Raw genomic sequence first — 25,243 nt, forward strand, 5'->3', positions numbered from 1 at the left:
ACCGCATTTGGTGACGAGGGGGATCGCGGCCCCAGCATGCGCGCAACAATGACCGCCTGGGGTAATGGGGTCCTGGCTTTCGCCAGGACGACGGCAGTGGAGTGCCTGCGCTCCACCCAACTTACGCAGTCGCGAGGCGCCGCGCCGTCTTCCGAGCTGGCCTCAGCTTCAGCGTCGTGTCGGCGGCGCCCAGCACGCGGCCGTCCTGCGACAACAGCGCGAGTTTCTTCACCGGCTTGCCCTTGTCGCGGTCGACCATGATGGTCGCGATCTCGTCCGGATGCTCGTCGAATTCCTCGGTCCACTGCCGGAGCGCGACCAGGATTGGAAAGATGCCGTGGCCCTTCGGCGTCAGCACATATTCCTGATACGCGCTGCCGTCGGAGGCGGGGACCGTCTTCAGGATGCCGCGCTCGACCAGCGTGCGCAGCCGCGTGGCGAGGATGTTCTTTGCAAGCCCGAGGCTGGCCTGGAATTCGCCGAAGCGGCGCCGGCCAAGGCTGGCATCGCGGATGATCAAAAGCGACCACCAGTCGCCGAACACGTCGAGTGCGCGTGCCACCGGGCAACTGTCGCCTGCAAGGCTGGTTCTCTTCACCGACTGTCTCCAGGAATTTCGGGCATCACGACCTTGTGTGGTTGCAATATTAAACCTGATGCTCTACGTAGGCAACGAAGTTTAATAATGCAACCACGTTGGAGGCGGACATGAGACTGGCAAACAAGACGGCGTTGATCACCGGCGGCAACAGCGGCATCGGGCTCGCGACAGCAAAGCTGTTCGTGGCCGAAGGCGCCAAGGTCGTTATCACCGGGCGCAACAAGGAGACGCTGGCGGCGGCAGCGAAGGAGCTCGGACCGAACGCGCTCGCGGTGGTGGCCGATGCCACCGACGTCGCGGCGCTGGAAGAAGCAGTGAAGCAGGGCGCCGAGAAGTTCGGCAAATATGACGTGCTGTTCGCCAATGCCGGCATTCCCGGCCAGACGCCGGTCGGCGGCACCACACTCGCCGCATTCGAAAACGTGATCCGCACCAATCTCACCGGCGTGTTCTTCACCGTGCAGGCGGTCGCGCCTTATCTCAACGACGGCGCGTCGATCATCCTCAACGGCTCGGTGATTTCGGTGCTCGGCAATCCCGGCTACTCGGCCTATGCCGCGAGCAAGGCCGGCGTGCGCGCGATGGCGCGGGTGATGGCGTCAGAACTGTCGCCGCGCAACATCCGTGTCAACGTGGTGGCGCCTGGCGCTGTGCGTACGCCGATCTGGGGCGCTGCGATCGCAACGCCCGAGGCCGAGAAGGCCTTCGAGAAGCGGATCGGCATGACCACCCCGCTCGGGCGGATCGGCGAACCCGATCACATCTCGAAGACCGTGCTGTTCCTGGCTTCCGACGACGCGGCCCATGTGCAGGGGCAGGAACTGTTCATCGATGGCGGCTCAACGGCGTCGCCCGCCGGCGCGCCGATCTATCGCGGCTAATTTGTTTCTCATTGTAGCGATCGGCCGGTGTGAAGCGCTTCACACCGGCCGATTTCGTTCGCGCCTATTATCGATTCGTTGTCTAACCATGATCTCGTCGGAAAACCGGTTCGCAGTTTTCCGGACCATGCTTGAACCTTTGACGTGTTCCCCGGACTCCTGAATGGGCGGGGATTTTTTCACCACGGAATCATTTTGGAGTGCCGTCATGCCGAAAGCAGCCGCCCGCATTTCGACGTCGATCCCTGTCTCGTCCGATTCCGAAAATTCGGACACGACACAATTTGTGACGGTTGCGTTGTTTTCCGGCATCGGCCTGTTGATTTCGCTCGTCGCCGTCATCCTCGGCATTCAGGGCGTCTGGTTCTGAGGCTCTACCCGGACCTGTGATACCCCGCGCATGCGGGGTATCCAGTGCGTTGCGCCAGCCGGTTCAATCACCCATCTCTGGACGACTGGGCCACCCGCTCTTGCGGGACGGCAGCAGGTCCGGAACTAGGCGGCGTTCAGGCTGCCCGCGGCCTGCAGCGCGCCTGCGACCGCCTTTTCGCGATGCTCGGGGCCGACCTGGATGCCGTCGGCAGGGATGAATTCGAGATTCCTGACGCCGATGAAGCCGAACACGCCGCGCAGATAGGTCTCGAGGTGCTCGAGCGCGGCCATCGGCGTGTCGGCGCCGTAATAGCCGCCACGCGAGATCGCGATGATGACGCGCTTGTTGCCGGCCAGACCCTCGACGCCTCCGGCGCCGTATTTGAAGGTCTTGCCCGCGACCACGACGCGATCGATCCAGGCCTTCAGCTGGCTCGGAATGGTGAAATTGTACATCGGAGCGCCGATCACCACGATGTCGGCGGCGAGGAACTCGTCCAGCACCGCCTGGCCGGTCGCGATGTCGTCGCGCACCGACGGGTCGGGCGCTGCGCCCTGGCTGGCCGCAAGGTGCAGGCCGGAGAGGTGGGCGAGTGGCGTCTGGCTGAGGTCGCGGTAGCTGACGACGAGGCCGGGATTGGCCTGGCGCAGCCGCTCGACGGCGGCGGCGGAGACCTGGCGGCTGACGGAGTGGGGGCCGAGGACCGAAGAGTCGATGTGCAGAAGTTTCATGGCAGGGGTCACCTTTGGTATAGGTTTGTAACTGGCGCTATATGAGTGACCGCCCTAAATCTCCGCAAGAACGCACATTTTTGAAACCCGAGCACACCGATGAGACCCGAGCACATGCATGTAACCGACCCGCCGCTCAACCTGCGGAGCATCAGGATTGCCGCGGCGTGGCCTCCGTGCTGTCGCGCGTCGGCGACAAATGGAGCGTGCTGGTCATCATGCTGCTGCGCGACGGACCGCGCCGCTTCAACGAACTGAAGCGCATGATCAACGGCATTTCGCAGCGCATGCTGACGCTGACCTTGCGCGGGCTGGAGCGCGACGGGCTGGTGACGCGCACGGTGTTTCCGACCATTCCGCCGCGGGTCGACTACGAGCTGACCGATCTCGGCCGCGGGCTGGCCGTGCCGGTCATGGCGCTCGGCGAATGGGCCTTCGCGCATCTCCCGGAGATCGAGGGCGCGCGGAATGATTTTGACGCGCGGAATGCGGAGTGATTGCACCTGAACGCTAAACCCGTCACCCTGAGGAGGCCGCAGCGCGGCCGTCTCGAAGGGTCAGACGGCCACCAGCGGGGCCGTGCATCCTTCGAGACGCGCTACGCGCTCCTCAGGATGACGGGGTGAGATTTTCGCGAGCCGCCATCGCCGGCTAAATCATCGACACCAGCCCGCCGCCGTGACGCTCCAGCTTGCCCGCCAATTCAAGCTCCAGCAGCACGGCGCGGACGACGGCGGGTGAGACGTCGGCCATCCGGATCAGGTCGTCAAGGCTGATCGGGCTCGGCCCGAGCAGATTGATGACGCGGGTGCGATCGCCGCCATCGGTGGCAAAGTCCAGCGGCTCGTCGTCTTCACGTGCGGCGAGCATGATCGGCCGCTCCATGATCGGCGTGACCGCGTTGATGACGTCGCCAGCTTCAGTCACCAGCGTGGCGCCTTGCTTGATCAAATCGTTGGCACCGGCGGCGCGCGGATCGATCGGCGAGCCCGGCACCGCGAACACCTCGCGGCCTTGTTCGGCCGCCATCCGCGCCGTGATCAGCGATCCCGAGCGGTGCGCGGCCTCCACCACAACGACGCCGAGCGAGGCGCCCGAGATCAGCCGGTTGCGGCGGGGGAAGTCGCGCGCCCGCGGCACGTGGCCGAGCGGCATCTCCGAGATCGCAGCGCCCTGCGCGAGCAGCGCGGCCAGCAGATCCTCATGCTCCGGCGGGTAGATCCTGTCGTGGCCGCCGGCGAGCACCGCGACCGTACCGCTTGCGACCGTCGCGCGATGCGCCGCCTGGTCGATGCCGCGGGCGAGGCCCGAGATCACGACAAAGCCGGCGTCGCCGAGATCGCGCGCCAGCTGGCCTGCGAATTTCAGCCCGGCGCCGGAGGCGTTGCGCGAGCCGACGATCGCGATCATCGGGCGCATCAGACTGTCGCGGTCACCGCGCACGCCGAGCAGCGGCGGTGCATCGTCGATGGTGGCAAGCCGCGCCGGATAGTGCGCTTCCTCCGGTGCGACGAGGTCGATGCCGAATTTGCGGCAGGCCGCGAGCTCCGCGGCCGCGTCGGCCTCGCTGCAGATGCGCGAGGAGCCCGATGCGCCGCCGCGGCGCGCGAGATCCGGCAGGCGTTCCAGCGCCTGCGCCGCATCGCAAAAATGGCGGAGCAGCGATGCAAAGGTGCGTGGGCCCGGTATTATGGCGCAAACGCCACAAGCGGCATGCCGGTCGGATTCCTAGATTCCGGGAGGGTACCGTGAGCTAGGAGAAGCGCCGTGTTGCGGCGCGCGGCTTGGGCCGCATCAAGTCTCGCCCGGGTAGTTTGGGTGCGGAGGTATGTCTTCCGGCTTCTCTTGCCTGCTGTAGTTGTATTCCTTGCCGCCACTGAGCGTCCAAGCGCCATGGAGTGGCGAGTAGGCGGCGAGAAAGCCGGTAATGTAGCGATTTCCGAAAGTGTCCGAATAACGGATGAAGCCTTGGAAAAAAGCCCGATAGACGGTCCAACCACCGACGTCTATCAATTTTCGAATATCGGGTACGATCCATGGTTCGAACAGATTGGTTGCGAGAGGGTATGGACTGTCAGTTGTCGCGATTGCACCAACTGGCAACAATCGACCCCGATCATTCGTCGGGTCAATTGGCGTCGGGGCGAGGTCTCCAGTTATTGGATATTGTTCCCTGAACTCCTCCAGCATTGCCGGAGTTCGACCGACGTTAATAATTTGAAATTGAATGCGGCCGTCCGTCTCGATGTCTGGAATGATCCGACGATTGTTGGAATCGAATCTGAGGCCCGGTTTGACGATTTTCAGGAAGACATATGGCCTTTCGGCCTGAACCATAGCCTTCGTCTGATTGACGGCGGCGGTTGCCGAGGCTTTGGCGGCTTCTGCGGCAATTCTAGCGTCGTCCATGCCGGTGCGCATAAGGCGGAGCTGGACGAAGAAAAGCACGGCCTGTCCGACGCCTACAGCCACCAAGCCAAACGTGAAGAATCCAGCCGCATCCTTAAACAACCAAGCCCACCATCCGCTTGGGTCGCTTTCGGGCTGCTTTTCTTTGCCCTCGGATTGGGAGGCGGCGGCACCTACCTGATATGTCGGCTGATTGGGATATGGCCTGACGAAAAGCATTCCAGCCGCAAAAACGGCAATCGTCAGAAAGCAGCCTAGAAAAAGTTCAGGCGTTCTAAATCGATGCATCGGCCCCCGCCGCCTTAAAACCCCATACTGCCTGTTGGGGTTTCGGGAGCGCAATACACCCAAAAGGCAAACGTCGCATCTAATCTAACGAATTCGTGACCTAACGAAAACGATAGATTTCTTGACCAAAGGCTCAACCTATCATATTCGTTACCTATCGCATTCGTTAGGTAGCGGCTGTGTCCCAACACTTCCTCCTCAGCAAAGCGGCAAAGAGCCTGAGCCTAGCTCAGGTCTTCCGCATGACTGATGCGGAAGCCGAGACGGCCTTCAAGGCCGTCCGTTGGGCTTCGACCGATGGCGCTCCTGTCTGTCCTTCCTGCGGCTCCGTGGAGGCTTACGAAGCCCGCCGCCCGAACGGCTCCCTGCGCTTCCGCTGCAAGGGCTGCAAGAAGGACTTCACCATCACCAGCGGCACCCTGTTTGCCAGCCACAAGCTGCCCCTGCGCGGCTATCTGGCGGCCATCGCCGTGTTCTGCAACGAGGTGAAGGGCAAGTCCGCTCTGGCGCTCAGCCGGGACCTGGGTCTGTCCTACAAATCTGCTTTCGTCCTCCTACACAAGCTGCGCGAGGCAATGGCGGATGAATTGAAGGGTCGCGTCATCGGCGGCGAAGGCAAAACGGCTGAAGTAGATGGCGGCTATTTTGGAGGTTATGTAAAACCAGCAAACCAGAAAGAATATCGCCGCGATCGCCGATATGCCCGCAATCAAAATGGGAAACGGAAGGTCGTCGTCGTCATCCGTGAGCGCGGCGGCAATTCTGTGCCAGCAGTGTTTGGCTCTGAAAGCCAAGCCGCCGCTTTCATTCGTGCCCGCATTGCGAAGGGGACTGTCGTTCATGCCGACGAAGCCGCTTCTTGGGATGGATTACACGAACGTTTTGAAATGAAACGAATCAACCACCAAGAAGCTTACTCCTTGGACGGCGCCTGCACCAATCAGGCTGAGGAGTATTTCAGCCGCCTGCGCCGTGCTGAGATCGGCATCCACCATCACATCGCTGGCGCGTACCTGTTGCGGTATGCGCAGGAGTCCTCATGGCGTGAGGACAACCGCAGAGTCTCGAACGGGGATCAGGTGAACCGGATTGCTGGGCTGGCGCTGAAGCGCGGCAAGTCGGCGGACTTTACGGGCTATTGGCAGCGGCATGTTGCCGGCTAGCCAGCCTTGGCGTCCGGCTTAGAGGTCTCGGAAGAATGTCCGAATGCCCCTATAGCTTTGCCGATTGCAGCTCCGCTGGCTGCACCGATGGCCGTACCAATGATCGGCCCTAATACACCAGTGCCAACCGCGAGGCCGATAACAGACCCAAGGGCCGCTCCGCCCGCCGCGCCAGCTCCTAAGTCTTCCATCTTGGAGGCTTTCTCGCTCATGGCAATTCCCTCTAGGACCTAGACGCTTGATGGCACAATACTACAGATAGGCCCAAAAGTATTAAAGTCACTGCATATCCCTGTGTTCCGGGAACAAAAGTTGCGTCATGCCGCCGAATTACAATCAAGGCGGCGTACAGGCCGACGGAAAATCCGACCACCAAAATAGACACCCCAAGCGTCGGATGGTCACCCAATTTGGGCCAAAGGTCGTTCATCGTGGCCCCTATAAGAGTGATCGTATAAAACGTTAAAGCCCAAGGACTTACATCAACAATCACGTCCCATCTTGTCTTAAACGCCGGTTCAATCGACTCCCAAAATAGTACCGCTACGGCAGATATTAGTATTGGCCCCAAAATAGGGGCCGCAACTTGCCAGAATAGCCATTTACGATTCCACGTCTTGGGATTCATCCCCAGCCCCCTCTCAAACCCCGGGAGACATGATTCAATCTTAAGGGGAGTCCGTCAATTGGGGTTGTGATTCGATAGCTGCCACCCAGCCGGGCTGGCCTCGCCAACCCGCTCCACGCCTTTGCCTTCATGGTTCTTGAGGCTGTGCTGGATACCCAGCGCGATGCCTTGCACGTCGTCGCCAGTGGCGTCCTCGACTCCATGCGCGGCCAGAACGGCCTTCGCCAGCTCCGTGGCCGTCATCGGCTCCGTGGCCGTTCTGAGCACGTCCAGCGCTCGCCTGTAGAGGGTGCCGCGCTTGAACCACGGGTTGGGCTTCCGCCGCTTCACCGCGATCCGCCCCAGGTTGTAGCTGGGGTCCAGCATCTTGATGACAGCCTCAACGTGCCGCATCTGCTCGCTCAATGCGTCGTGCTGTTGCCGGTTGGCGAGTATCTGCCCGCCTAGCTCCATATGGAGGCGTTCAAGGGTGTTGATCGCGGGTCGGGTATGAGGGTCTTTCGTCGGTCTGCCGCGCATGGCCGCATCCTATCGAATATGATAGCTAACGGATATGAAGAGTTTGACCGGAAGTCAAGGCCGGTCTATCATATTTGTTAGCTCACGTAATCGATAGGAGATGCCATGGTCCTACCCAAGGCGGAAGAGGAATGGGGCCGACGCGCCAGCGACTTCCTCAAGGCGGAAATGAAGAAAGCCAATGTGACCTATGCCGACCTCGCCAAGCGGTTGAAAAAGCATGGCCTCAAGGATGAGACCGAAGCCGGGATCACCATGAAGCTCAAGCGAGGATCGTTTACCGCGATCTTCTTTCTCGCGTGTGTTGCGGCGCTAGAGCTTGAGCAAGTGGTTTTGGAGGAAATTTAGGGGAACCTTTCTGGCTCTTCATGCTTTTTGAATCCGTTTTTCGGGTCAAGCTTTGGAGAGAGGAGCCATGAAGCGACGACGCCGAGTTAAGCAGATTATCTCCCTTGCAGAGCGTCTTTCCCTAGAAGCCAAAGAGCTACGCCAGCAGGCCAGAAAGCTTCCACCAAGTCGAGAGCGGGAAGCACTCCTGAGAAAGGCGCGGCACAGTGAAGCCACAGCTCATTTGACCGATTGGCTTATGTCTCCCGGTCCCCGCCCTCCTATCTAGATAGGAGGGCGGGGATGCGCACGGATCAGCGCCAATTCGATGGCATCGAGATAGCCTTTGTCAGCGTAGCGGTGGTGTCCCTTGTAACCTTAATCGCAGCCGTGGCTTGGCTCATTCTCGAATGAACCTTGTGGCGTTTGCGCCATAATACCGCGTGGGCCGACATTGTCGGAGCGGATCAGCCGCAGGCGGTTGAGCCGTTCGGCGTCGGTGAGTTTTGGAGCGCTGGGGGACCGGTCATGCATGCGGGGTGCAGCTTCGCCCAACCTGAGATTGTGATCAACTGCGACATTGGCGCAGCTCGGCGCAACGCGCTAAAAGCAGCCGCCAATGCCAGGGAAGCTGCCCATGATCTCACTTGCCGACCTCCAAGCGCGTATCGAGCAGGGCGCGCTGTCGCCTGAAGCGGCCATCGGCCAATCGCTGCAGGCGATCGGTGCGCAGGACAAGGCGATCGGCGCCTTCGTCCGCTACGATGAGAAGGCGCGCGCGCAAACTGCCGGGCCGTTGCGCGGTATTGCAGTCGGCATCAAGGACATCATCGATACCGCCGATTTTCCGACCGAGATGGGGGCTGCGATCTACCGCGGCCATCAGCCGCGCGCCGATGCGCCGGTCGTGATGGCGCTGAAGCAGGCCGGCGCGACCATCATCGGCAAGACCACCACGACCGCGTTCGCGGCGAACGATCCGACCGCGACGGTCAATCCGCATAATCATGCGCACACGCCGGGTGGCTCGTCGTCGGGCTCGGCGGCCGCGGTCGCCGCCGGGATGATTCCGCTGGCGCTCGGCACGCAGACCGGCGGCTCGGTGATCCGGCCGGCCTCGTTCTGCGGCGTCGCCGCGATCAAGCCGAGCTCCCGGCTGCTGCCGACGGTCGGCGTGAAGTGCTTTTCATGGACGCTCGATACTGTCGGGCTGTTTGGCGCGGGTGTGCGCGATGTCGCGCTAGGATTGGCCGCGATGACGAGGCGGCCTGACCTCGTGGTGCCGTCGCAGCTCGCGGCGCCGCGCATCGGCGTGGTGACGCAGGCCTTCGCCGGCGCGCCTGAACCATCCGGCGCCGAGGCGTTGCAGAGGGCCGCGCGCGCCGCGGAGCAGGCGGGCGCAACCGTGCGCGAGCTCGCGATGCCCGACATCATCGCCGAGGCGTGGCGGATCCATCCTGACGTGCAGGAGTTCGAGGCGCACCAGTCGCTCGCCTGGGAATACCGGCAGAACTACGATGCGATGCCGCCGCTGCTGCGCGGCCGGCTCGACGAGAGCAAGGGCGGCACGCCGGCCGAATACGACGCGGCGATGGATGTCACGCTGCGCGCGCGGCAGGCGCTCGCCACTGTTCTCACCGAGGTCGACGTGCTGCTGACGCTGTCGGCGCCGGGCGCGGCGCCCAAGGGCCTAACGTCGACCGGCGATCCCCGTTACAACCGGCTCTGGACCTTGATGGGCGTGCCCTGCGTCAACGTGCCGACGCTGACCGCAGAGGGCGGATTGCCCGTCGGCGTGACCGTGATTGCGGACTTCGCCGACGACGCCAAGCGCTGGCGGCAGCGAGCTTTGTCGAGGACGCGCTGAGGAAATAGATCTCGTCATTCCCCGGTGCGCTATTGCGCACCTGAGGGCGCGACGCAGTCGCGAGCCCCGGAATGACGGCGAGCTACCTCTTCTCGCCGATCTTGCCTTCGGTGCCGGCCTGCAGGCGCTGGATGTTCTCGCGGTGCTTGTAGAACAACAGCAACGTCAGCACGACGAACAGCGAGGCGAGTGCATTGTGGCCGAACCACCACAGGAACAGCGGCGTCACGAACGCGGCGATCAGCGCCGACAGCGACGAGTAGCGTGTGGTGTAGGCCGTGCCGAGCCAGATCACGGCAAAGATCAGCGCCGCCGGCCAGAACAGGCCGAGCAGCACGCCGAGATAGGTCGCGACACCCTTGCCGCCGCGGAATTTCAGCCAGACCGGGAAGAGGTGGCCGAGGAACGCTCCCAGCGCCGCCAGCATTGCCGCGTTCGGGCCGTCGATCGTCCCCGCGATGATGACGGCGACCGTGCCCTTCAGCATGTCGCCGATCAGCGTCGCCGCGGCGAGGCCCTTGCGGCCGGTGCGCAGCACGTTGGTGGCGCCGATATTGCCGGAGCCGATGGTGCGCAGGTCCTGCGTGCCGGCGAGGCGGGTGAGGACCATGCCGAACGGGATCGAGCCCAGGAGATAGCCGATCAGCAAGGCGACCGGCAGGAACGCGTCAGCAGACATCGCGGTGGCTCCCTGGACGGCCGGTCCCGTCCAATTTGGACGAATCCATCAATGAAATATTAACCATCAATCCGCACCATGGCCGTGGAAATGAGGGAGCTTATCATGGCTTCTGTTCGCAGGCGGCTGGAGCAGGTTTTCTTTGTCGTTTACGTCGCGGCCATCGTCGTTGGAACGACGATGGAGGCGATGTCGCAACTCGCGGCGCGTTAGGTTCCACTCCGATTTAGACGTGTTCGTAGACGGTGCGTCCGCCGACGATGGTCCGCGTCACGCGGCCCGAGAAGCGGGCGTCGTCGAACGGCGTATTCTTGCACAGCGATTTGAGATCGTCGCGATCGAGCACCCAGGGGGTGTCGGCGTCGATCACGATCACGTCGGCTGGCGCACCGGCACGTAACGTTCCGCCCGGCAGGCCGAGCAGTTCCGCCGGCCGGGTCGACATCGCCCGGATCAGCGTCTTGAAGTCCATCTCGCTATTGTGGATCAGCCGTAGCGCTGCCGGCAGCATGGTCTGCAGGCCAACCGCGCCGCTCGCCGCTTCCGCGAACGGCAGCCGCTTGACCTCGACGTCCTGCGGATTGTGATCGCTCATCACGACATCGATCAGCCCGGAGGCGAGGGCGGCGACCAGCGCCTTGCGGTCCTCCTCGGTGCGCAGTGGCGGCGCCAGCTTCAAGAAGGTGCGGTAGGGGCCGATGTCGTTCTCGTTCAACGTCACGTGGTTGATCGAGACCGAGGCCGAGACGTTGTGGCCGGCGTCGCGGGCGCGCTTGAGGATCTCCAGCGACTCGGTCGAGGTCAGGGAGGCCGCGTGATAGCGCCCGCCGGTCAGCCCCGCGAGCCGCATATCGCGCTCGAGCATGATCGACTCGGCGGCGGTCGGGATTCCGGCGAGGCCGAGCCGCGTGGCGAACTCGCCTTCGTTCATCACGCCTTCGCCCACGAGGTGCGGGTCCTCGGTGTGATGCACGATCAGCGCGTCGAAGTCGCGGGCGTAGGTCAGCGCGCGCCGCATCACCTGGGCGTTGGTGACGCTGCGGTCGCCATCGGTGAAGGCGACCGCGCCGGCGGCCTTCAAGAGACCGATCTCGGTCATCTCCTGGCCCTGCATGCCCTTGGTCAGCGCCGCCATCGGGTGGATGTTGACGATCGCGGTGTCGCGGGCGCGCCGCAGCACGAAGTCGACGGTCGCCGAATTGTCGATCACCGGCGAGGTGTCGGGCTGGCAGATGATGGTGGTGATGCCGCCGGCGGCGGCGGCCTGGCTGGCGGACGCAAAGGTCTCGCGGTGGCTGGCACCGGGTTCACCGACGAAGGCGCGCATGTCGATCAGGCCGGGGGCCACGATCTTGCCGGCGCAGTTGACGATGTCGGTGCCTTCGGGGACGCCGGCGGCGCCGATGCCGCGCTTGGCGTCACGGATCACGCCGTCGGCGATCAGGACATCGCCCGGACCGTCGAAGTCGCGCGACGGATCGATGACGCGGGCGTTGGCGAGCAGGATGGGGCGGCGATCGGTCAGCATCGGTCTCACGCGTTCGGCAGGTTGCGGGCGAGCGCTTCCAGCACCGCCATGCGCACTGCCACACCCATTTCAACTTGTTCACGGATCAGCGATTGCGCGCCGTCGGCGACGAAGGTGTCGATCTCGACACCGCGGTTCATCGGGCCAGGATGCATCACCAGCGCATCCGGCTTGGCGTAGCCGAGCTTCTTCTGGTCGAGGCCGAAATAGTGGAAATATTCGCCCGATGACGGCACGAAGGAGCCGTTCATGCGCTCGCGCTGCAGCCGCAGCATCATCACGATGTCGGCGCCGTTCAGCCCCTCGCGCATGTCGCGCGCGACCTCGACGCCCATCCGCTCGATCCCGGGTGGCAGCAGCGTGGAGGGGGCCACCACGCGGACGCGGGCGCCCATGGTGTTGAGCAGGAAGATGTTGGAGCGCGCGACGCGCGAATGCAGCACGTCGCCGCAGATCGCGATCGTCAGCCCCTCGAGCCGGCCCTTGTTGCGGCGGATCGTCAGCGCGTCGAGCAGCGCCTGGGTCGGGTGCTCGTGGCTGCCGTCGCCAGCATTGATCACGGAACCGTCAACCTTGCGCGCCAGCAGCTCGACCGCGCCGGAGGCGTGGTGGCGGACCACCAGGATGTCGGGGTGCATCGCGTTCAGCGTCACCGCGGTGTCCATCAAGGTCTCGCCCTTGCGGGTCGACATCGATGACACCGACATGTTCATGACGTCGGCGCCCAGGCGTTTTCCGGCGATCTCGAACGAGGACTGGGTCCGGGTCGAGGCCTCGAAGAACAGATTGACCTGGGTGCGGCCGCGCAGACTGGCGCGTTTCTTGTCGACCTGGCGGTTGAGCTCGACATACTCCTCGGAGAGGTCGAGCAGGCCCGTGATGTCGTCAGCGGAAAGGCCCTCGATGCCCAGCAAATGCCGGTGGCCGAGGACAAAAGTCGATTTCAATGATGGGGTCATTAAAGCCAGAGCTATAGGCGCGGATGGCCGGTGGGGCAAGCGCGAAGAGGGGCCAGAGGAGTTTTCCCCGAGTAAGATGCCGCCGCCGTCTCGGCCGCCATGCCCAGGCGATCCGCGCCTTGCTTTTGCTGGTTTTTCCGGAACAAGACATGGTGGCTAGGCTCAGGCCGAGCGGACGCCAGGCGGTGCCCCGGACGGCTATGCAGCCAGGACAGCGGAGCGAGAATCCGTGAAAATCGCCGTGATCGCATTGCTGGCCCTGGAGTTGGTCGCGGCGGCGATCTCGCCTGCCTTTGCTCAGAATCTTCCCGGCGGCTTCGCGTTCCTGCGCGACATCGATCCGACCATCATCCAGGACATCCGCTACGCCACCTCCAACAATTTCATGGGGCGGCCGATCGCGGGCTATGACGCGGCGGAATGCGTGGTGAAGCGGGACGTGGGGCTGCGCCTCAAGGCCGTGCAGCGGGAACTGGCGCGACAAAAACTGTCGCTGAAGATGTTCGATTGCTACCGACCGGCCCGCGCGGTCGCCGACATGGTGGCGTGGTCGAGGAACGGCAAGGAGACCGCAGCCGAACGGCGCTACAACCCTGCGTTCGCGAAGGCGGATTTGTTCCGCCTCGGCTATATCGCCACCCATTCCGGTCATTCGACCGGCGCCGCGGTCGATCTCACGCTGGTCGATCTGACCGCGGACAATTCGCGCAAGTTCGATCCGGCCAAGGACTATGCCGACTGCACTGCGCCGGTCGCCGCACGCGCTCCGGAAGGCAGCGTCGACATGGGCACCGGCTATGACTGTTCCGACGTCAAGGCCCACACCGCTGCGGGCTCGATCACGCCGGTGCAGAGGCGCTGGCGGAGCACGCTGGTCGCGGCGATGGCCGGGCAGGGGTTCGTGAACTATTCAAAGGAGTGGTGGCACTTCTCGCTGCCGGGGGCGGGTGCGGCGGCCTACGATTTCCCGATCAGCCGCTCGCACTAGCGGACGGATTTTCCACAAATCCAAGGCATCTCGGCAACACAAAGCTTGCCATCGCTGACGTAGGTGAATGCATGTTCAACACTCCTTAATTGCGGCGGTATCAAGTGCGCGCATTGCGGGAGCAAAAAACATGCGTTGGGCTGTTGTCATTGTTGCCGTCGGTGCGTTCGGCATCGCGATCTACGACCAGTATGACAAGGGCGCGAACTATCAGCGCGTCGATGCGCGCATCAGCAGCGTCAATGACCAGTGCTATCTAGAAAAGGTCGAGCGCGGCGTCATCACCAAGACGACGTTCACGTCCGACCTGACTCGCTGCGAAACTGCCGAGCTGCTGCGGAAGGAACATCCGAAGTGGCAGGGCTATCACGTGATGCACAAGATCGAGGTGCGCGTCGTCTATGTCTCTCCGGTCGATGGAGCTACGCACCAGTCCAGCCTGCAGATGTCCTACTTTCCTAACGGCAAGCCGCTGCGCGCCGGCGACGTGTTGCCGGTGCTGGCCTCCAAGACCAAGGCGGAGATGACACGTTCGATCTGACCGTCACAGCGGTCGACAGGATGGGAGTTCGACCATGCGTCTGGGGCTCTACGGGATGATCGCCATCGGCGTCGCGGGCCTCTATGCCTACATCGAACTCGACAAGCGGGTGAATTTCCGGCCGATCGACGCGCGCGTGAGCAGCGTCAAGGAGCAATGCTACATGGAGAAGACCGAGGGGTCGCGGAGCTCGACCTCCGATCTGTTGCCTTGCGAGCTTGTCGAGCTGCTGTCGCGCAACCATCCGAAATGGCAGGGCGCCGACATCAAGCACAAGATCGAGGTCCGGTTCGCCTACATCTCGCCAGTAGACGGCGCCGCGCATGAGTCGAAGCTGCAACTGGCGGCCTATCCCGATAACCGGCAGCTGAACAGCGGCGACATCTTTCCGGTCCAGGCCTCCCAGAAGGAGGCGAACCGGATCCGCGTCAGCGACTGGGTCGACCGGTGGCTCGGCCGCTATGCGCCGAGGCACGGAAGCATCTAGCGGACGCCTACTTTTAGCTGCCCCGCGCCGGCTCGCAGGCTATGATCCCCCGATTCCAGTTACGGCGCTGCTGCCGCCAACGAAGACCGTTGTCCGGCATCGCGCGCAGAGCGACCAATCGCCGAGGAGACCATGACGCAGGCTCCGTTCGCCACCCACGACGTCTTCAACCAGTCACCGCCCTTTGAGGACGTCAACCTGTTCACAGCGGACGCGCCGCTCGCTGCCGCGGTGGCCGCCAATGGCGGCGCGTCGGCGTCAGCTGAACTCTCCGATTTCGGCAAGCATTGGGGCTCCGCCGTCATGGCGGAGCGCGGCCGCGTCGCCAACGAGAACACGCCGAAGCTGCGCACCTTCGATGCCAGGGGCAATCGCCGCGACGAGGTCGAGTTTCATCCGGCCTATCATGAGCTGATGGCGCACTCCGCCCATGCCGGCGTGCACAATTCGACCTGGACCACGGACGGCAAGCCGGCCGGCGGCGCGGCCGAGGTGGTGCGCGCCGCAAAATTCCACATCGCTTCCCAGGTCGAGACCGGCCATCTCTGCCCGATCACGATGACGCGCGCATCGGTCGCCGCGCTGGCCTCGCAGCCGGATATCCTGGCGAAGACGATGCCGGTCATCGGCACGCGCGCGTACGACCCGAGCTTTGCGCCGTGGTGGACCAAGCGCGGCATGACGCTGGGCATGGGCATGACGGAGAAGCAGGGCGGCACCGATGTGCGCGCCAACATGACGCGCGCCGAGCCCGATGGCGGCGCGTGGCGCATCACCGGGCACAAATGGTTCATGTCGGCGCCGATGTGCGACGCGTTCCTGGTGCTGGCGCAGACCAACGGCGGCCTGAGCTGCTTCTTCATGCCGCGCTTTGCGCCGGACGGCACCGTCAACGCGATCCACTTCCAGCGGCTGAAGGACAAGCTCGGCAACCGCTCCAACGCCTCGTCCGAGGTCGAATTCCACGGCGCTTATGCCGAATTGATCGGCGAGGAGGGCAAGGGCATCCGCACCATCATCCAGATGGTGCAACTGACGCGGCAGGATTGCGCGATCGCATCCGTCGGCCTGATGCGCTCGGGGCTGGCGCATGCGCTCAATCACGCGCGGCATCGCAGCGTGTTCCAGAAGCATCTCGCCGACCAGCCGCTGATGCAGGCGGTGCTGTCCGACATGGCGCTGCATGTCGAGGCGTCCGTCGCGCTGGTGATGCGGCTGTGCCGCGCCTTCGATCGCGCGCCCGGCGATGCAGGCGAGGCGACCTACATGCGGCTGCTGACGCCGGCGATCAAATACTGGACCTGCAAGAGCGCGCCTGGCTTCCTCTATGAGGCGATGGAATGCCTCGGCGGCAATGGCTATGTCGAGGAGGGCATTTTGGCGCGGCATTATCGGGAGTCGCCGGTCAACGCGATCTGGGAAGGCTCAGGGAACGTGATGTGCCTCGACGTGTTGCGTGCGCTCGGCCGCGAGGCCGATGCCGCGCTCGCGGTGTTGCGTGCACTCGCCGACGAGACCAGGGGCCTGCCGGGCGCCGTTGAGGCGGTTGCGTCGATCGGTCAAGCGTTCCGCCGCCCGGACAGCGAGCGCATCGCGCGGCTTGCGGTCGAGAAGCTGGCGCTGCTGGCGGCGGCAGCGGCGCTCAACCAGGTCTCGCCTGACAATGCCGAACTGTTCGCAGCGACACGGCTTGCCGAACGCCACGCCGGCATGTACGGCGCGGTGGACCTGTCCGATGCCGATCAGCGCGCGCTGCTGGCGCGGGCGCTGCCATGAAGGTTTGCTGATGGACGCTCTCAATCCCGATACGCCGCCTGCCGTTCCCGATGCGCCGCCACGTCCCCCGCGGGTCTGGAAGTTCTGGGGCACCGCGCTGTGGGGCCTTTTGATCTTCGCCGCGATGTTCCTCGGCCAGGTCGCTGTCATCGTCTACCGCATCATCGCGCAGGGCGGCGAATTGTCGGCGGCCGGCATCACCCATGTGGTCGCAGACGGCCTGACGATCTCGCTCTCGGTCCTCGCCGGCCTGCCGATGGTGCTGCTGGTGCTGTGGTTCGCGATCCGCCGGACCCGGATCTCGTTCGCCGATTATCTCGGGCTGCGCGGGACGTCGTGGAAGAACGTGATCATCGGCATCGTCGCGCTCATCGTGCTGGTCGGCGCCTGGGACATGGTGTCGCGCGCCGCGGGGCGCGAGGTGACGCCGGGCTTCATGGGCGACGTGCTGAAATCGGCGCAGGAGCACAGCGCGCTGTGGCTCCTGGTGATCGCCTTCGCCGGGGCTGCGCCGCTGTGGGAGGAACTGTTCGCGCGCGGCTGGCTCTATCGCGGCTGGTCGGAATCCGCGCTCGGCCCGTACGGCGCGATCCTGCTGTCATCGCTGGTCTGGACCATCATGCATCTCCAGTACGACTGGTTCTTCCTCTGCCAGGTGCTGACGATCGGACTTCTGTTCGGCTATCTGCGCTTCCGCACCGGCTCGACCTGGCTGACCATCCTGCTGCACGGGCTGAACAACCTTGCGGCGACGATCCAGACCTGGTGGCTGGCGGGCTAATCGTCCGATATGTTAGGTTGAGCTCAGGTCCACCTTCGCTGCAAAATTGTTGCAGAAAAATCCAGCATGTCGAACTTCGAGAATACCGGCGAGCGGATCCCTACATCGGCGCCGCCGCGGCGGACCTGGGACTTCTGGGAGACGGCGCTCGTCACCCTGATCGCCTACGGCGTTTTTACGCTGGCTGGAGGTTGGGCCATGACGATCATCATCACGGTGCAAGACGGCGTAGCAGGATGTCGCCGGCTCAATTGCGGGATTTCGCCGCCCAAGGGCGATGGTACGGCGGAGGCCTCGTCATCGCGAGCCCGCTAACGATCGCCGTGCTCTGGATCGCGATCCGGAAGGCTCGCCGCGGGTTCGCCGAATATCTTGCGCTCAACTGGCCGACCACGGCCGAAGCGATGCGTGCCTTTGCTATCTTCGCCGGCATTCTGCTTGTTGAAGCGATCATTAAATGGTGTGTCAGCGACGACGGCTCGGCGTTCGATGACCAGCGCTTTTACGTGGTCGGGGGAGCGGGCGGCTTGCTGATCCTGCTCATTGGTACCTGTCTTGCAGGACCCGTCATGGAGGAGTTCATCATCCGCGGCTTCTTGTATCGCGGTTGGTCAGAGTCGTTCCTCGGTCCGATTGGAGCGATCGTTCTAACCGCCGCCGTCTGGGCGATGACCCACACACAGTATGACGTCTATGGGAAGTTGGAGATATTCGGGATGGGATTGGGTCTGGGCTATTGCCGTTGGCGCAGCAACTCAACCTGGTTGACGGTCATGATCCATTCCGCACTCAACACTTACATCTCCTTCGTGACGGGGCCCTACGTTTAGGCCCATCGAATGGTGGATGATTGATGCCTGATCCAACCGATGCCTACGACTCGCATATGCGAGCCTATCGCCATCACCTTCATAGGTTAAACCGGGTCTTGGCGGAGGACTACATCCGCCAGAACAGTCATTACCTGTCCATGGCTATCGACGAGTTGGCCAAAGCAGCTCCGGTTGCTCTTGCAATCGCACAGCTTCACAATGCGATTCGTCGATCGCCCGCGAGAAATTTCTTGCCGGTCATACGCGAAACAAAGGGCGCGCTCCTCCTTCGTTCAAGTGACGCGGGCCAAGACTGCCCTTGGCCATGGCGGCGAACACATGGCGGCAACATGCGCTACGATCTGCCGGGGTATCTGCTGTTCTCGCCATTTCCTCCAAATTTTCATCGAATGGTGCACGGTGGCATGCGCGGGCTTCAGATGCTCATTGACCGTACGAGTGATCTGTCAAGCGAGGCTGATGTTTGGGTCGCGGTCCTCGCTGATGTTATTTTTTCGAGAGTGCTTGGGATCAAGCACCTCATTCCCAGGATCAAGGCGTTTCAAGGATTTGCGACGCCGGAAAGCGTTGCGGCCTTGGAGAGATGGTCCAATGAACAACAACGGGATTCGAAATTCACGCTGAGGATTTCGCAAGGAACGCTTGTGTATGCTGACGGTTCAGACCGTTGCGAAATTGCAATCTCTGACGCGCTGAGCGTGCCGCTCTCCGTCCCTTCAATGCCCGTGCAATTTGAACAGCATTGGGTCCGGGCTGGAGAACGCCGCTATTTGTGAAGGCGCGCCTATAGCCCCACGGCCGCCATCACGATCGGCACCGTGATCGGCGCCAAAATCGTCTGCAGCGAGGCGAGCCGAACGAGCTGTGGCGCGTCGCCGACCGTCGGGAACTTGACGAAGAGGATGCAAGCGCCCCCACCAAAGTGCTATGATCTAGATCAATGAACGAGCGCGGGCCCGATCGAAACCAGGCAGCGGCGGCTGCCGTCGTGCGAGCTCTTCCCATGGCTACGTTGTTCCGAACTCTTCTGGCCAGCGTCGTCGCGCTGGTGTCGCTCGGCGCCATCACGCAGCAGGTGCGCGACCAGGGCGTGACCGATACCGAAATCCGGATCGGCAATCTGATGCCGTATAGCGGCGCGCTGGAAATCTTCGGCCAGATCGGCAAGGCCGAAGCCGCCTATTTCGACATGATCAACGAACGCGGCGGAGTTGGCGGCCGCAAGATCCGCTTCATGTCCTACGACGATCTGTCGGATGCCTCCAATGCCATGGATCTCACGCGCATTCTCGTCGAGACCGACAATGTGCTCCTGATGTTCGGTTCGTTCGGGACGCCGGACAATCTCGCCGTGCGGAAGTATCTCAACGAACGGCAGGTCCCCCAGCTTTTCGTTGCCTCCGGCGATCAGGACTTCAGCGAGCCGTCGGCCTATCCGTGGACCATGGGCTGGCAGCCATCATACCGCGAGGAGGGGCGGATCTACGCCAACTACATCCAGGCCTTCTATCCCGGAAAGAAGATCGTGGCGCTTTGGGAGAATGACCAGTTCGGCGTGAATTGTTCAAGGGGCTGGTGCAGGGGCTGGGCGACGTCGCCCACAACATCAGGGTCGACATCGCCTATGATGTCGACGATCAGCATCTGGATGGCCACATATCGATCCTGAAGCAATCCGGCGCCGAGGTCTTCGTGTTTGCCGGCGTGCCGGAGAATGCCGCCAAGGTGATCCGGGCGGCGGCCGACCATGGCTGGCGGCCGGTGTTTGTCGTGAACCAGATGGCGTCATCGATCGAGACGGTGCTCAAGCCGGCCGGCACCGAGAATGCGACCGGCGTCATCACCGCCGCCTTCCTGAAGGACGCGAGCGATCCGGCCTGGAGCGAAGATCAGGGCGCCTGGCACAGCTTCCTGGACAAATATACCAAAGCCGGCGGCAAGGACGACGCTGCCGCCGTCTATGGCTATGCCGCCGCCGAAACGATGGTCCAGGTGCTCAAGCAATGCGGCAACGATCTGTCGCGCGAAAACGTCATGAGGCAGGCCGCGGCGATCAGGGATTATCAGGCATCCGCTTTGCTCCCGGGCATCAGGATCAACACCGGTCACTTTCGACCGGTCGAGCAATTGCGGTTGCTTCAATTCGATGGCCGCAGCTGGCAGCCGATCGGCGATGTGCTCGATACGGCGTTCACCGACGCGCGCAGGAAATAGCTGTCATCAGCAGCGCGACGACGGTCAGGCGCGAGACCCGTCCTCGGCCGGTCGCGGCCGGTGGATGATCTGCGCGAGCCGGTTATCGACCCCGGCCTCGGTCCGGCGCAGCTTGAGCGCGATCAGCCGGTGGTTCATCCCGGATTCGTGCAGCGCAACCAGCAGCCGCTCTTCGTTCTCGGTCCAGCTCTTGAATCTGTTGGCACGCATTGGTCACGTTCCCTAGCGGAACGATCATTGCTGATTCCCGCAACCCGCGCGCGTCCTAATTTGTAGCTGCACGTCTCCTGATCAGGACAGCGCTCCCGGCGGGCAATGGTGGCCCGATCGAACCGGTTGATGACCGTTTCGGACCTTCACAAAATCCAAACTCCACGCGAGGCTCCGCGCTAAGCTGTCCAAATACCGCGCGGCGGAAGGCCAGGCGACACGCCGCGATTCTTATCCTTCACTTGGCTCTTTCGCAGGGTGATGCAGATGGACGAGAATTTGCAGAACATCTGGATACTTGGTTCAAGCGCTACGGTCGTGACCTTGGCGGTCTTGCAGATCATCGACCTGGCGTTGACGCTGCTGCACTCCTTGCAGGAGCGCAAAGGCCAGCTGTGGCGCTATTTCGGCGCGATCGCCGGGGTGAAGATACCCGACGGCTTCGGTCAGATCTCGTTCTTCGGCGGCCTGACCATCGCACTGTGGATCGTAGGCCTGCTCGGAATTGCCGGCACGGTGCTCTGGCAAACGCCGCTAGCGTTCGGCTGCCTCGGCGCGATCATCGGGTGCCGGCTGTCGGACGGCTGGTTCTCGCACATCGCGCTCAACAATGCGGGTTTTCGGCCCAATCCGGGGCTGTCGTCGGTGCCGCTCTACTTCGCCGAAGTCGTGCTTCTCCTGGTCGTGTTCTACCCGACCATCCGGACGCAAACGCTCTCCGTGCTGATCGGGTTCGTGATCGGCGCGCTCGCCTTCTACTCGGTCATTCCGAGCCTGAAGCTCGTCGGGCGCCTGGTGTTCCAGCCGATCGCCCCCTGGCGGGCAGGGAGTCCACAGCCGGAGTGGTGAAGTTCGCGTGGACGCGCCGATTTGCGCGTGCGCGCCTAGGGCCCGACCGCGGCGATCACGATCGGCATCGTGATTGCGGCGAGGATCGTCTGCAGCGTGATGATCTGGGCGAGCAGCGGGGCGTCGCCGCCCATCTGGCGCGCCAGCACATAGGCTGACGGCGAGGTCGGCACCGCGGCGCAGGCGGCGACGATGGCGAGGTTGGCGCCGGTGACGCCGAACCACACCGCGAGCGCGACCGTGAGCACGGGCATCAGAACCAGCTTCAGCACCAGCGCGATGCTGGCGGCGAGGCTGGGACGGAAGATGCCTTCCAGATGCAGCCCGGCGCCGGTCACGAGCAGGCCGATCGCCAGCGACGAGCCGCCGAGCGCGTCGGCGACATCGTGCCAGATCTGCGGCAGCGGGATGCGCGCGACGTTGATGACGAGCCCGATCACGCAGGCCCAGATCAACGGGTTCTTGACGATCGTCATCACGACGGCACCGGCAGACCGCTTCTTCGAGGAGGCATATTTCGCCAGCACGGCGACGCTGAAGACATTGACCAGCGGGATGATGGCGACCATTGCGACAGAGGCGAGCGCAAGTCCTGTGCTGCCATAGAGATTGCGCGACACCGACAGCGCGACATAGGTCTGCCAGCGCGTCGCACCCTGGAAGATCGAGGTGAAGGCGGGGCCGTCGACGCCGGCACGGGCAAGCGCGGTCCGCAGCGCAAGACAGAGCAGGCACATCACGAGCGCCGCGAGCAACAGCGCGCCGCCGACACCGGCGACCGGTACCTTGGTCAGGTCGGCCTTGACCAGCGTCTGCACCAGCAGCACCGGGAACAGCACGTAGTAGGTGAGCTGCTCCAGCCCGTGCCATTGCGTATCGAGCCGCATCAGCGTGCGCTTCAGGACGAAACCGAGGACGATCAGCAAAAACACCGGCAACAGCGCCGCGATCACCACGGCCATCGTCAGCGGTCCCCGCGCAGCTTCGCGAGCCGGTCGAGTGCGCCCTGCAGGATGAAGATCGCGGCGTGCTCGTCGATCACCTCGGCGCGGCGGGCGCGGCTGACATCCATCCCGATCAATTCGCGTTCGACCGCCGCGGTCGACAGCCGCTCGTCCCACAGTCCGATCGCCAGCGCGGTGAGGTTTGAGAGGTTGCGGGCAAAGGCCCGGGTCGATTGCGCGCGCGGGCCTTCGCTGCCGTCCATGTTGATCGGCAGGCCCAGCACGAAGCCAACGGCATTGCGCTCGGCCGCGATCGCGAGCAGCCGCGCCGCGTCCACCTTGAACTGCTTGCGCTGGATGGTCTCGACGCCGGTCGCGAGCCGCCGGTCCGGATCGGAGACGGCAACGCCGATGGTCTTGGTGCCGAGGTCGAGGCCAACGAGCGCGCCGCGGTCGGGCCAGTGCGGCGCGGCTTCGATCAGGGGAAGGATAGGGGCGGGCATGACCTTGCGCTTAGCACGCGCCCGCGCGCCGAGGCAAAGCCCGGGTGCGGGCGGCTGTCCATGCGAAAAACGCCGATCAGGCGGCGATCACCCGATCGTCGCCACCAAGGCATGCGACAAGCCCCTGCAACGGACTGTACTGGTGCGCGGTGCGGCGCTGGATGAACAGCGTTTCGACCTGCGCATGCTGCGGATTGAGCTTGTGGATATTCACGTCGCGCTGGACGTGGTCGCGCTCGACGACCGCGCGCGGCAAGAGCGTCACGCCCATGTCGGCGGCGACGCAGCCGACCATGCCGTCCAGCGTGCCGAGTTCGAAGCGCGCGGCCGACGGCCAGCCGAACTCGGTGAACACCTGTTCGAGGCGCTGCCGGTAGGTGCAGCCGGTGCGGAACACCAGCGCGGTGGGGCCCGACTCCGGTGTGCCGGCGCGCAAGGCGGCGAGCGACTTCCAGCGCTGCGCGGTGACGAGCACCAGTTCCTCGGTGAAGGCCGATGTCGCTGACAGTTCGGCGTGCTCGATCGGACCGGCGACGAAGGCGCCATCGAGCGAGCCGTCAAGCACGGTGGCGACGAGATCGGCGGTCGGCGCGGTGCGCAGCGTCAGGCGCACCGCGGGGTAACGGCGGTGAAACTCGGCAAGCAGCACCGGCAGCCGCACAGCGGCGGTCGTCTCCATCGAGCCGATCGACAGCGGTCCCCTCGGCTCGCCATCGTCGCGCGCGGCGAGCACGGCTTCGCGCGACAGCGCAGCAATGCGCTGGGCATACGGCAGCAGGCGACGTCCGGCGCCGGTCAGCGACATGCCGCGGCTGTGGCGCTCGAACAGCGCCGTGCCGATCTCGGCCTCCAGCGCCTTGATGCGCTGGGTGACGTTGGACTGCACCGTATTCAGTTCGTCGGCGGCCCGGGTGATGCCGCCGAGCCGGGCGACCGTGGAAAAGGTGAGCAGGTCGGTCAATTCCATCTGGGACCACCGTTTCAATTTAGAGATGGCTGCGTTCTCTAGTATTCATTATCCGAGAATGTTAGGCCCGCGTAGGCTTGGAGTCCAGAACAGCAAGTCCAGAACAGGGAGCAAACGCATGCCGATCAGCACCGAATTGACGGCGCGTCTGGGCATCGAACACCCGATCCTGGCGGCGCCGATGGCCATGATCACGGGGAGCCGGCTGGTGAAGGCGGTGAGCGACGCGGGCGGCTTCGGCATCCTGGGCGGCGGCTACGGCGACAGGGCGTGGCTCGAGGCGGAGACTGCGCAGCTGAAGGAATTCGGCCGTCCGTTCGGCATCGGCTTCATCACCTGGAGTCTCGCCAAGCAACCCGAGCTGATGGACATCGCGCTACAGGCGCGGCCGCGCGCGGTGATGCTGTCATTCGGCGATCCCGCGCCGTTCGCGCCTGATATCAAAGCCGCAGGCGCGCTTCTGATCTGCCAGGTGCAGAATGAGGAGATGGCGCAAGAGGCGCTCGATTGCGGCGCCGACATCCTGATTGCGCAGGGAACGGAGGCGGGCGGTCACGGTGCGTCGCGCACCACGATGGACATCGTGCCGGCGATCATCGATTTCGCGGCAGGACGTGTGCCTGTGGTCGCGGCCGGCGGCATCGCCGATGGCCGCGGCCTGGCTGCGATGATGATGCTCGGCGCCTCCGGCGTGCTGATGGGCACGCGCTTCTATGCCAGCGTCGAGGCCGACGCGCTCGAGCAGGCGAAGCAGTTGATCCGCGCGGCCAAGAGCGGCGAGACAGTGCGTGGCGTGGTGATGGACTGGTCGCGCAAGCTGATGTGGCCGGCGCCATTCACCGCGCGCTCGCTTGCCAACGATCATCTGCGGCGCTGGTCCGGCCGCGAGATCGAGCTGATGCAGCGCGCCGACGAGATCGCGGTGGAGTATGCCGCGGCGAGGGAAGCGGGCAATTTCGACATTGCCGCAGTGTTCGCCGGCGAGTCCGTCGGCCTGATCCATGATATCGTTCCCGCGGCCGAAATCGTCGGCCGTATCGTTGCCGAAGCCGAGCAGTCGCTGCAGGGCCGGCGCAACTTTTCACCTCCTCCCCTTGTGGGAGAAGGTGGCGCGGACAAAGTCCGCGCCGGATGAGGGGTCTGTCTCCGCGGAGAGAAACCCCTCACCCGACTTCGATGCTTCCGCATCGAAGTCAC

The 25,243-nt window shown here is 63.8% G+C and carries 29 protein-coding genes and 2 pseudogenes; 18 read left to right on the forward strand and 13 right to left on the reverse strand.

The window, feature by feature from the left end:
* Positions 1 to 121 precede the first annotated feature (121 nt).
* Positions 122 to 598, reverse strand: a complete 477-nt coding sequence (locus AKN84_RS40790) for a winged helix-turn-helix transcriptional regulator (RefSeq protein WP_050426004.1) — start codon at positions 596 to 598, stop codon at positions 122 to 124.
* A gap of 110 nt (positions 599 to 708) precedes the next feature.
* Between AKN84_RS40790 and AKN84_RS40795 the strand changes: the two genes are divergently transcribed.
* Complete coding sequence (locus tag AKN84_RS40795; protein WP_050426005.1) at positions 709 to 1,482, forward strand: SDR family NAD(P)-dependent oxidoreductase; 774 nt, start codon at positions 709 to 711, stop codon at positions 1,480 to 1,482.
* Positions 1,483 to 1,690: 208 nt separating this feature from the next.
* A complete protein-coding gene (locus AKN84_RS48275; protein WP_167351903.1) occupies positions 1,691 to 1,852 on the forward strand; it encodes a hypothetical protein in 162 nt (53 codons plus the stop codon).
* 125 nt (positions 1,853 to 1,977) lie between these two features.
* Here AKN84_RS48275 and AKN84_RS40800 read toward each other — a convergent pair whose 3' ends face one another.
* Positions 1,978 to 2,586 (reverse strand): FMN-dependent NADH-azoreductase, encoded by a 609-nt coding sequence (locus tag AKN84_RS40800; protein ID WP_050426006.1) that lies wholly within the window; start codon positions 2,584 to 2,586, stop codon positions 1,978 to 1,980.
* Between the two features lie 41 nt (positions 2,587 to 2,627).
* On the opposite strand from AKN84_RS40800, the gene AKN84_RS40805 reads away from it, so the two are divergent.
* Entirely contained in the window at positions 2,628 to 3,083 is a 456-nt protein-coding gene (locus tag AKN84_RS40805) for a winged helix-turn-helix transcriptional regulator (protein ID WP_050426007.1), read from the forward strand.
* Between the two features lie 154 nt (positions 3,084 to 3,237).
* On the opposite strand, the pseudogene dprA reads toward AKN84_RS40805, so the two are convergent.
* Both dprA and AKN84_RS40815 read right to left on the reverse strand, forming a co-directional pair.
* Positions 3,238 to 4,269 (reverse strand): annotated as a pseudogene (dprA, locus tag AKN84_RS40810) (DNA-processing protein DprA); the annotation flags it as partial.
* 111 nt (positions 4,270 to 4,380) lie between these two features.
* Positions 4,381 to 5,283 (reverse strand): hypothetical protein, encoded by a 903-nt coding sequence (locus tag AKN84_RS40815; protein ID WP_128971619.1) that lies wholly within the window; start codon positions 5,281 to 5,283, stop codon positions 4,381 to 4,383.
* A gap of 179 nt (positions 5,284 to 5,462) precedes the next feature.
* Between AKN84_RS40815 and AKN84_RS40820 the strand changes: the two genes are divergently transcribed.
* Complete coding sequence (locus AKN84_RS40820) at positions 5,463 to 6,446, forward strand: IS1595 family transposase (protein ID WP_050426009.1); 984 nt, start codon at positions 5,463 to 5,465, stop codon at positions 6,444 to 6,446.
* A 682-nt stretch (positions 6,447 to 7,128) separates the two neighbouring features.
* Here the strand turns inward: AKN84_RS40820 and AKN84_RS40830 are convergent.
* Positions 7,129 to 7,593, reverse strand: a complete 465-nt coding sequence (locus tag AKN84_RS40830) for a hypothetical protein (RefSeq protein ID WP_128971620.1) — start codon at positions 7,591 to 7,593, stop codon at positions 7,129 to 7,131.
* 105 nt (positions 7,594 to 7,698) lie between these two features.
* Between AKN84_RS40830 and AKN84_RS40835 the strand changes: the two genes are divergently transcribed.
* The gene (locus tag AKN84_RS40835; protein WP_050426012.1) at positions 7,699 to 7,941 is read left to right on the forward strand and encodes a DUF6471 domain-containing protein; all 243 of its coding nucleotides are present in this window, start codon (positions 7,699 to 7,701) and stop codon (positions 7,939 to 7,941) included.
* A gap of 357 nt (positions 7,942 to 8,298) precedes the next feature.
* Here the strand turns inward: AKN84_RS40835 and AKN84_RS50525 are convergent, their stop codons facing one another.
* Positions 8,299 to 8,454 carry a hypothetical protein gene (locus AKN84_RS50525; protein ID WP_347337387.1) on the reverse strand — a complete coding sequence of 52 codons (156 nt, stop codon included), beginning with the start codon at positions 8,452 to 8,454 and terminating at the stop codon, positions 8,299 to 8,301.
* A gap of 103 nt (positions 8,455 to 8,557) precedes the next feature.
* On the opposite strand from AKN84_RS50525, the pseudogene AKN84_RS40840 reads away from it, so the two are divergent.
* Positions 8,558 to 9,795, forward strand: a pseudogene (locus AKN84_RS40840) (amidase).
* Positions 9,796 to 9,869: 74 nt separating this feature from the next.
* Here AKN84_RS40840 and plsY read toward each other — a convergent pair.
* The 3 genes from plsY to AKN84_RS40855 form a co-directional block, all read right to left on the reverse strand.
* A complete protein-coding gene (gene plsY / locus AKN84_RS40845) occupies positions 9,870 to 10,466 on the reverse strand; it encodes a glycerol-3-phosphate 1-O-acyltransferase PlsY (RefSeq protein ID WP_050426013.1) in 597 nt (198 codons plus the stop codon).
* Between the two features lie 226 nt (positions 10,467 to 10,692).
* Positions 10,693 to 11,994, reverse strand: coding sequence for a dihydroorotase (locus AKN84_RS40850; protein WP_050426014.1), 1,302 nt, complete (start codon positions 11,992 to 11,994; stop codon positions 10,693 to 10,695).
* Between the two features lie 5 nt (positions 11,995 to 11,999).
* A complete protein-coding gene (locus tag AKN84_RS40855; RefSeq protein WP_026192854.1) occupies positions 12,000 to 12,953 on the reverse strand; it encodes an aspartate carbamoyltransferase catalytic subunit in 954 nt (317 codons plus the stop codon).
* Positions 12,954 to 13,188: 235 nt separating this feature from the next.
* Between AKN84_RS40855 and AKN84_RS40860 the strand changes: the two genes are divergently transcribed.
* From AKN84_RS40860 to AKN84_RS50920, 10 genes are all read left to right on the forward strand, one after another.
* Positions 13,189 to 13,941 carry a M15 family metallopeptidase gene (locus AKN84_RS40860; RefSeq protein WP_244485754.1) on the forward strand — a complete coding sequence of 251 codons (753 nt, stop codon included), beginning with the start codon at positions 13,189 to 13,191 and terminating at the stop codon, positions 13,939 to 13,941.
* A 130-nt stretch (positions 13,942 to 14,071) separates the two neighbouring features.
* On the forward strand, positions 14,072 to 14,482 hold the full coding sequence (locus tag AKN84_RS40865) for a hypothetical protein (protein ID WP_050426015.1): 411 nt from the start codon (positions 14,072 to 14,074) through the stop codon (positions 14,480 to 14,482).
* Positions 14,483 to 14,516: 34 nt separating this feature from the next.
* Positions 14,517 to 14,969 carry a hypothetical protein gene (locus AKN84_RS40870; RefSeq protein WP_050426016.1) on the forward strand — a complete coding sequence of 151 codons (453 nt, stop codon included), beginning with the start codon at positions 14,517 to 14,519 and terminating at the stop codon, positions 14,967 to 14,969.
* Positions 14,970 to 15,101: 132 nt separating this feature from the next.
* The gene (locus AKN84_RS40875; protein WP_050426017.1) at positions 15,102 to 16,745 is read left to right on the forward strand and encodes an acyl-CoA dehydrogenase family protein; all 1,644 of its coding nucleotides are present in this window, start codon (positions 15,102 to 15,104) and stop codon (positions 16,743 to 16,745) included.
* 10 nt (positions 16,746 to 16,755) lie between these two features.
* Positions 16,756 to 17,526, forward strand: coding sequence for a CPBP family intramembrane glutamic endopeptidase (locus AKN84_RS40880; RefSeq protein WP_050426027.1), 771 nt, complete (start codon positions 16,756 to 16,758; stop codon positions 17,524 to 17,526).
* 66 nt (positions 17,527 to 17,592) lie between these two features.
* Entirely contained in the window at positions 17,593 to 17,841 is a 249-nt protein-coding gene (locus tag AKN84_RS46875) for a hypothetical protein (protein WP_128971624.1), read from the forward strand.
* A gap of 8 nt (positions 17,842 to 17,849) precedes the next feature.
* The gene (locus tag AKN84_RS40885; protein WP_244485753.1) at positions 17,850 to 18,356 is read left to right on the forward strand and encodes a CPBP family intramembrane glutamic endopeptidase; all 507 of its coding nucleotides are present in this window, start codon (positions 17,850 to 17,852) and stop codon (positions 18,354 to 18,356) included.
* Positions 18,357 to 18,379: 23 nt separating this feature from the next.
* Positions 18,380 to 19,135, forward strand: a complete 756-nt coding sequence (locus tag AKN84_RS46880) for a hypothetical protein (RefSeq protein WP_128971625.1) — start codon at positions 18,380 to 18,382, stop codon at positions 19,133 to 19,135.
* A gap of 227 nt (positions 19,136 to 19,362) precedes the next feature.
* Complete coding sequence (locus AKN84_RS50915) at positions 19,363 to 20,028, forward strand: ABC transporter substrate-binding protein (protein ID WP_430649970.1); 666 nt, start codon at positions 19,363 to 19,365, stop codon at positions 20,026 to 20,028.
* Positions 19,935 to 20,573 carry an ABC transporter substrate-binding protein gene (locus tag AKN84_RS50920; protein WP_430649971.1) on the forward strand — a complete coding sequence of 213 codons (639 nt, stop codon included), beginning with the start codon at positions 19,935 to 19,937 and terminating at the stop codon, positions 20,571 to 20,573. The genes AKN84_RS50915 and AKN84_RS50920 overlap by 94 nt, the downstream gene beginning before the upstream one ends.
* Positions 20,574 to 20,597: 24 nt before the next feature.
* Here AKN84_RS50920 and AKN84_RS40900 read toward each other — a convergent pair whose 3' ends face one another.
* Positions 20,598 to 20,783: a hypothetical protein gene (locus AKN84_RS40900; protein WP_050426020.1), complete on the reverse strand. Its 186-nt coding sequence runs from the start codon at positions 20,781 to 20,783 to the stop codon at positions 20,598 to 20,600.
* A 267-nt stretch (positions 20,784 to 21,050) separates the two neighbouring features.
* Between AKN84_RS40900 and AKN84_RS40905 the strand changes: the two genes are divergently transcribed.
* On the forward strand, positions 21,051 to 21,632 hold the full coding sequence (locus AKN84_RS40905) for a hypothetical protein (RefSeq protein ID WP_128971626.1): 582 nt from the start codon (positions 21,051 to 21,053) through the stop codon (positions 21,630 to 21,632).
* 35 nt (positions 21,633 to 21,667) lie between these two features.
* Here the strand turns inward: AKN84_RS40905 and AKN84_RS40910 are convergent, their stop codons facing one another.
* From AKN84_RS40910 to AKN84_RS40920, 3 genes are all read right to left on the reverse strand, one after another.
* Entirely contained in the window at positions 21,668 to 22,594 is a 927-nt protein-coding gene (locus tag AKN84_RS40910) for an AEC family transporter (RefSeq protein WP_050426022.1), read from the reverse strand.
* Positions 22,595 to 22,596: 2 nt separating this feature from the next.
* Positions 22,597 to 23,079, reverse strand: coding sequence for a Holliday junction resolvase RuvX (gene ruvX / locus AKN84_RS40915; RefSeq protein WP_050426023.1), 483 nt, complete (start codon positions 23,077 to 23,079; stop codon positions 22,597 to 22,599).
* Positions 23,080 to 23,155: 76 nt separating this feature from the next.
* The gene (locus AKN84_RS40920; protein WP_050426024.1) at positions 23,156 to 24,046 is read right to left on the reverse strand and encodes a LysR family transcriptional regulator; all 891 of its coding nucleotides are present in this window, start codon (positions 24,044 to 24,046) and stop codon (positions 23,156 to 23,158) included.
* 118 nt (positions 24,047 to 24,164) lie between these two features.
* On the opposite strand from AKN84_RS40920, the gene AKN84_RS40925 reads away from it, so the two are divergent.
* The gene (locus AKN84_RS40925) at positions 24,165 to 25,181 is read left to right on the forward strand and encodes an NAD(P)H-dependent flavin oxidoreductase (RefSeq protein ID WP_050426025.1); all 1,017 of its coding nucleotides are present in this window, start codon (positions 24,165 to 24,167) and stop codon (positions 25,179 to 25,181) included.
* Positions 25,182 to 25,243 lie beyond the last annotated feature (62 nt).

This window comes from Bradyrhizobium tropiciagri, assembly GCF_001189845.1.
Taxonomy (GTDB): Bacteria; Pseudomonadota; Alphaproteobacteria; order Rhizobiales; family Xanthobacteraceae; genus Bradyrhizobium; species Bradyrhizobium tropiciagri.

Coding starts and splice junctions, on each gene's coding strand:
- AKN84_RS40900 (WP_050426020.1), bottom strand. CDS start 20,783: ATGCGTGCCAACAGATTCAAGAGCTGGACCGAGAACGAAGAGCGGCTG.
- AKN84_RS40875 (WP_050426017.1), top strand. CDS start 15,102: ATGACGCAGGCTCCGTTCGCCACCCACGACGTCTTCAACCAGTCACCG.
- AKN84_RS40925 (WP_050426025.1), top strand. CDS start 24,165: ATGCCGATCAGCACCGAATTGACGGCGCGTCTGGGCATCGAACACCCG.
- AKN84_RS40815 (WP_128971619.1), bottom strand. CDS start 5,283: ATGCATCGATTTAGAACGCCTGAACTTTTTCTAGGCTGCTTTCTGACG.
- AKN84_RS40865 (WP_050426015.1), top strand. CDS start 14,072: ATGCGTTGGGCTGTTGTCATTGTTGCCGTCGGTGCGTTCGGCATCGCG.
- AKN84_RS40855 (WP_026192854.1), bottom strand. CDS start 12,953: ATGACCCCATCATTGAAATCGACTTTTGTCCTCGGCCACCGGCATTTG.
- AKN84_RS50525 (WP_347337387.1), bottom strand. CDS start 8,454: ATGCATGACCGGTCCCCCAGCGCTCCAAAACTCACCGACGCCGAACGG.
- plsY (WP_050426013.1), bottom strand. CDS start 10,466: ATGTCTGCTGACGCGTTCCTGCCGGTCGCCTTGCTGATCGGCTATCTC.
- ruvX (WP_050426023.1), bottom strand. CDS start 23,079: ATGCCCGCCCCTATCCTTCCCCTGATCGAAGCCGCGCCGCACTGGCCC.
- AKN84_RS40835 (WP_050426012.1), top strand. CDS start 7,699: ATGGTCCTACCCAAGGCGGAAGAGGAATGGGGCCGACGCGCCAGCGAC.
- AKN84_RS40870 (WP_050426016.1), top strand. CDS start 14,517: ATGCGTCTGGGGCTCTACGGGATGATCGCCATCGGCGTCGCGGGCCTC.
- AKN84_RS48275 (WP_167351903.1), top strand. CDS start 1,691: ATGCCGAAAGCAGCCGCCCGCATTTCGACGTCGATCCCTGTCTCGTCC.
- AKN84_RS46880 (WP_128971625.1), top strand. CDS start 18,380: ATGCCTGATCCAACCGATGCCTACGACTCGCATATGCGAGCCTATCGC.
- AKN84_RS40805 (WP_050426007.1), top strand. CDS start 2,628: ATGAGTGACCGCCCTAAATCTCCGCAAGAACGCACATTTTTGAAACCC.
- AKN84_RS40830 (WP_128971620.1), bottom strand. CDS start 7,593: ATGCGCGGCAGACCGACGAAAGACCCTCATACCCGACCCGCGATCAAC.
- AKN84_RS40850 (WP_050426014.1), bottom strand. CDS start 11,994: ATGCTGACCGATCGCCGCCCCATCCTGCTCGCCAACGCCCGCGTCATC.
- AKN84_RS40880 (WP_050426027.1), top strand. CDS start 16,756: ATGGACGCTCTCAATCCCGATACGCCGCCTGCCGTTCCCGATGCGCCG.
- AKN84_RS40920 (WP_050426024.1), bottom strand. CDS start 24,046: ATGGAATTGACCGACCTGCTCACCTTTTCCACGGTCGCCCGGCTCGGC.
- AKN84_RS50915 (WP_430649970.1), top strand. CDS start 19,363: ATGGCTACGTTGTTCCGAACTCTTCTGGCCAGCGTCGTCGCGCTGGTG.
- AKN84_RS46875 (WP_128971624.1), top strand. CDS start 17,593: ATGTCGAACTTCGAGAATACCGGCGAGCGGATCCCTACATCGGCGCCG.
- AKN84_RS40910 (WP_050426022.1), bottom strand. CDS start 22,594: ATGGCCGTGGTGATCGCGGCGCTGTTGCCGGTGTTTTTGCTGATCGTC.
- AKN84_RS40800 (WP_050426006.1), bottom strand. CDS start 2,586: ATGAAACTTCTGCACATCGACTCTTCGGTCCTCGGCCCCCACTCCGTC.
- AKN84_RS40905 (WP_128971626.1), top strand. CDS start 21,051: ATGGACGAGAATTTGCAGAACATCTGGATACTTGGTTCAAGCGCTACG.
- AKN84_RS40795 (WP_050426005.1), top strand. CDS start 709: ATGAGACTGGCAAACAAGACGGCGTTGATCACCGGCGGCAACAGCGGC.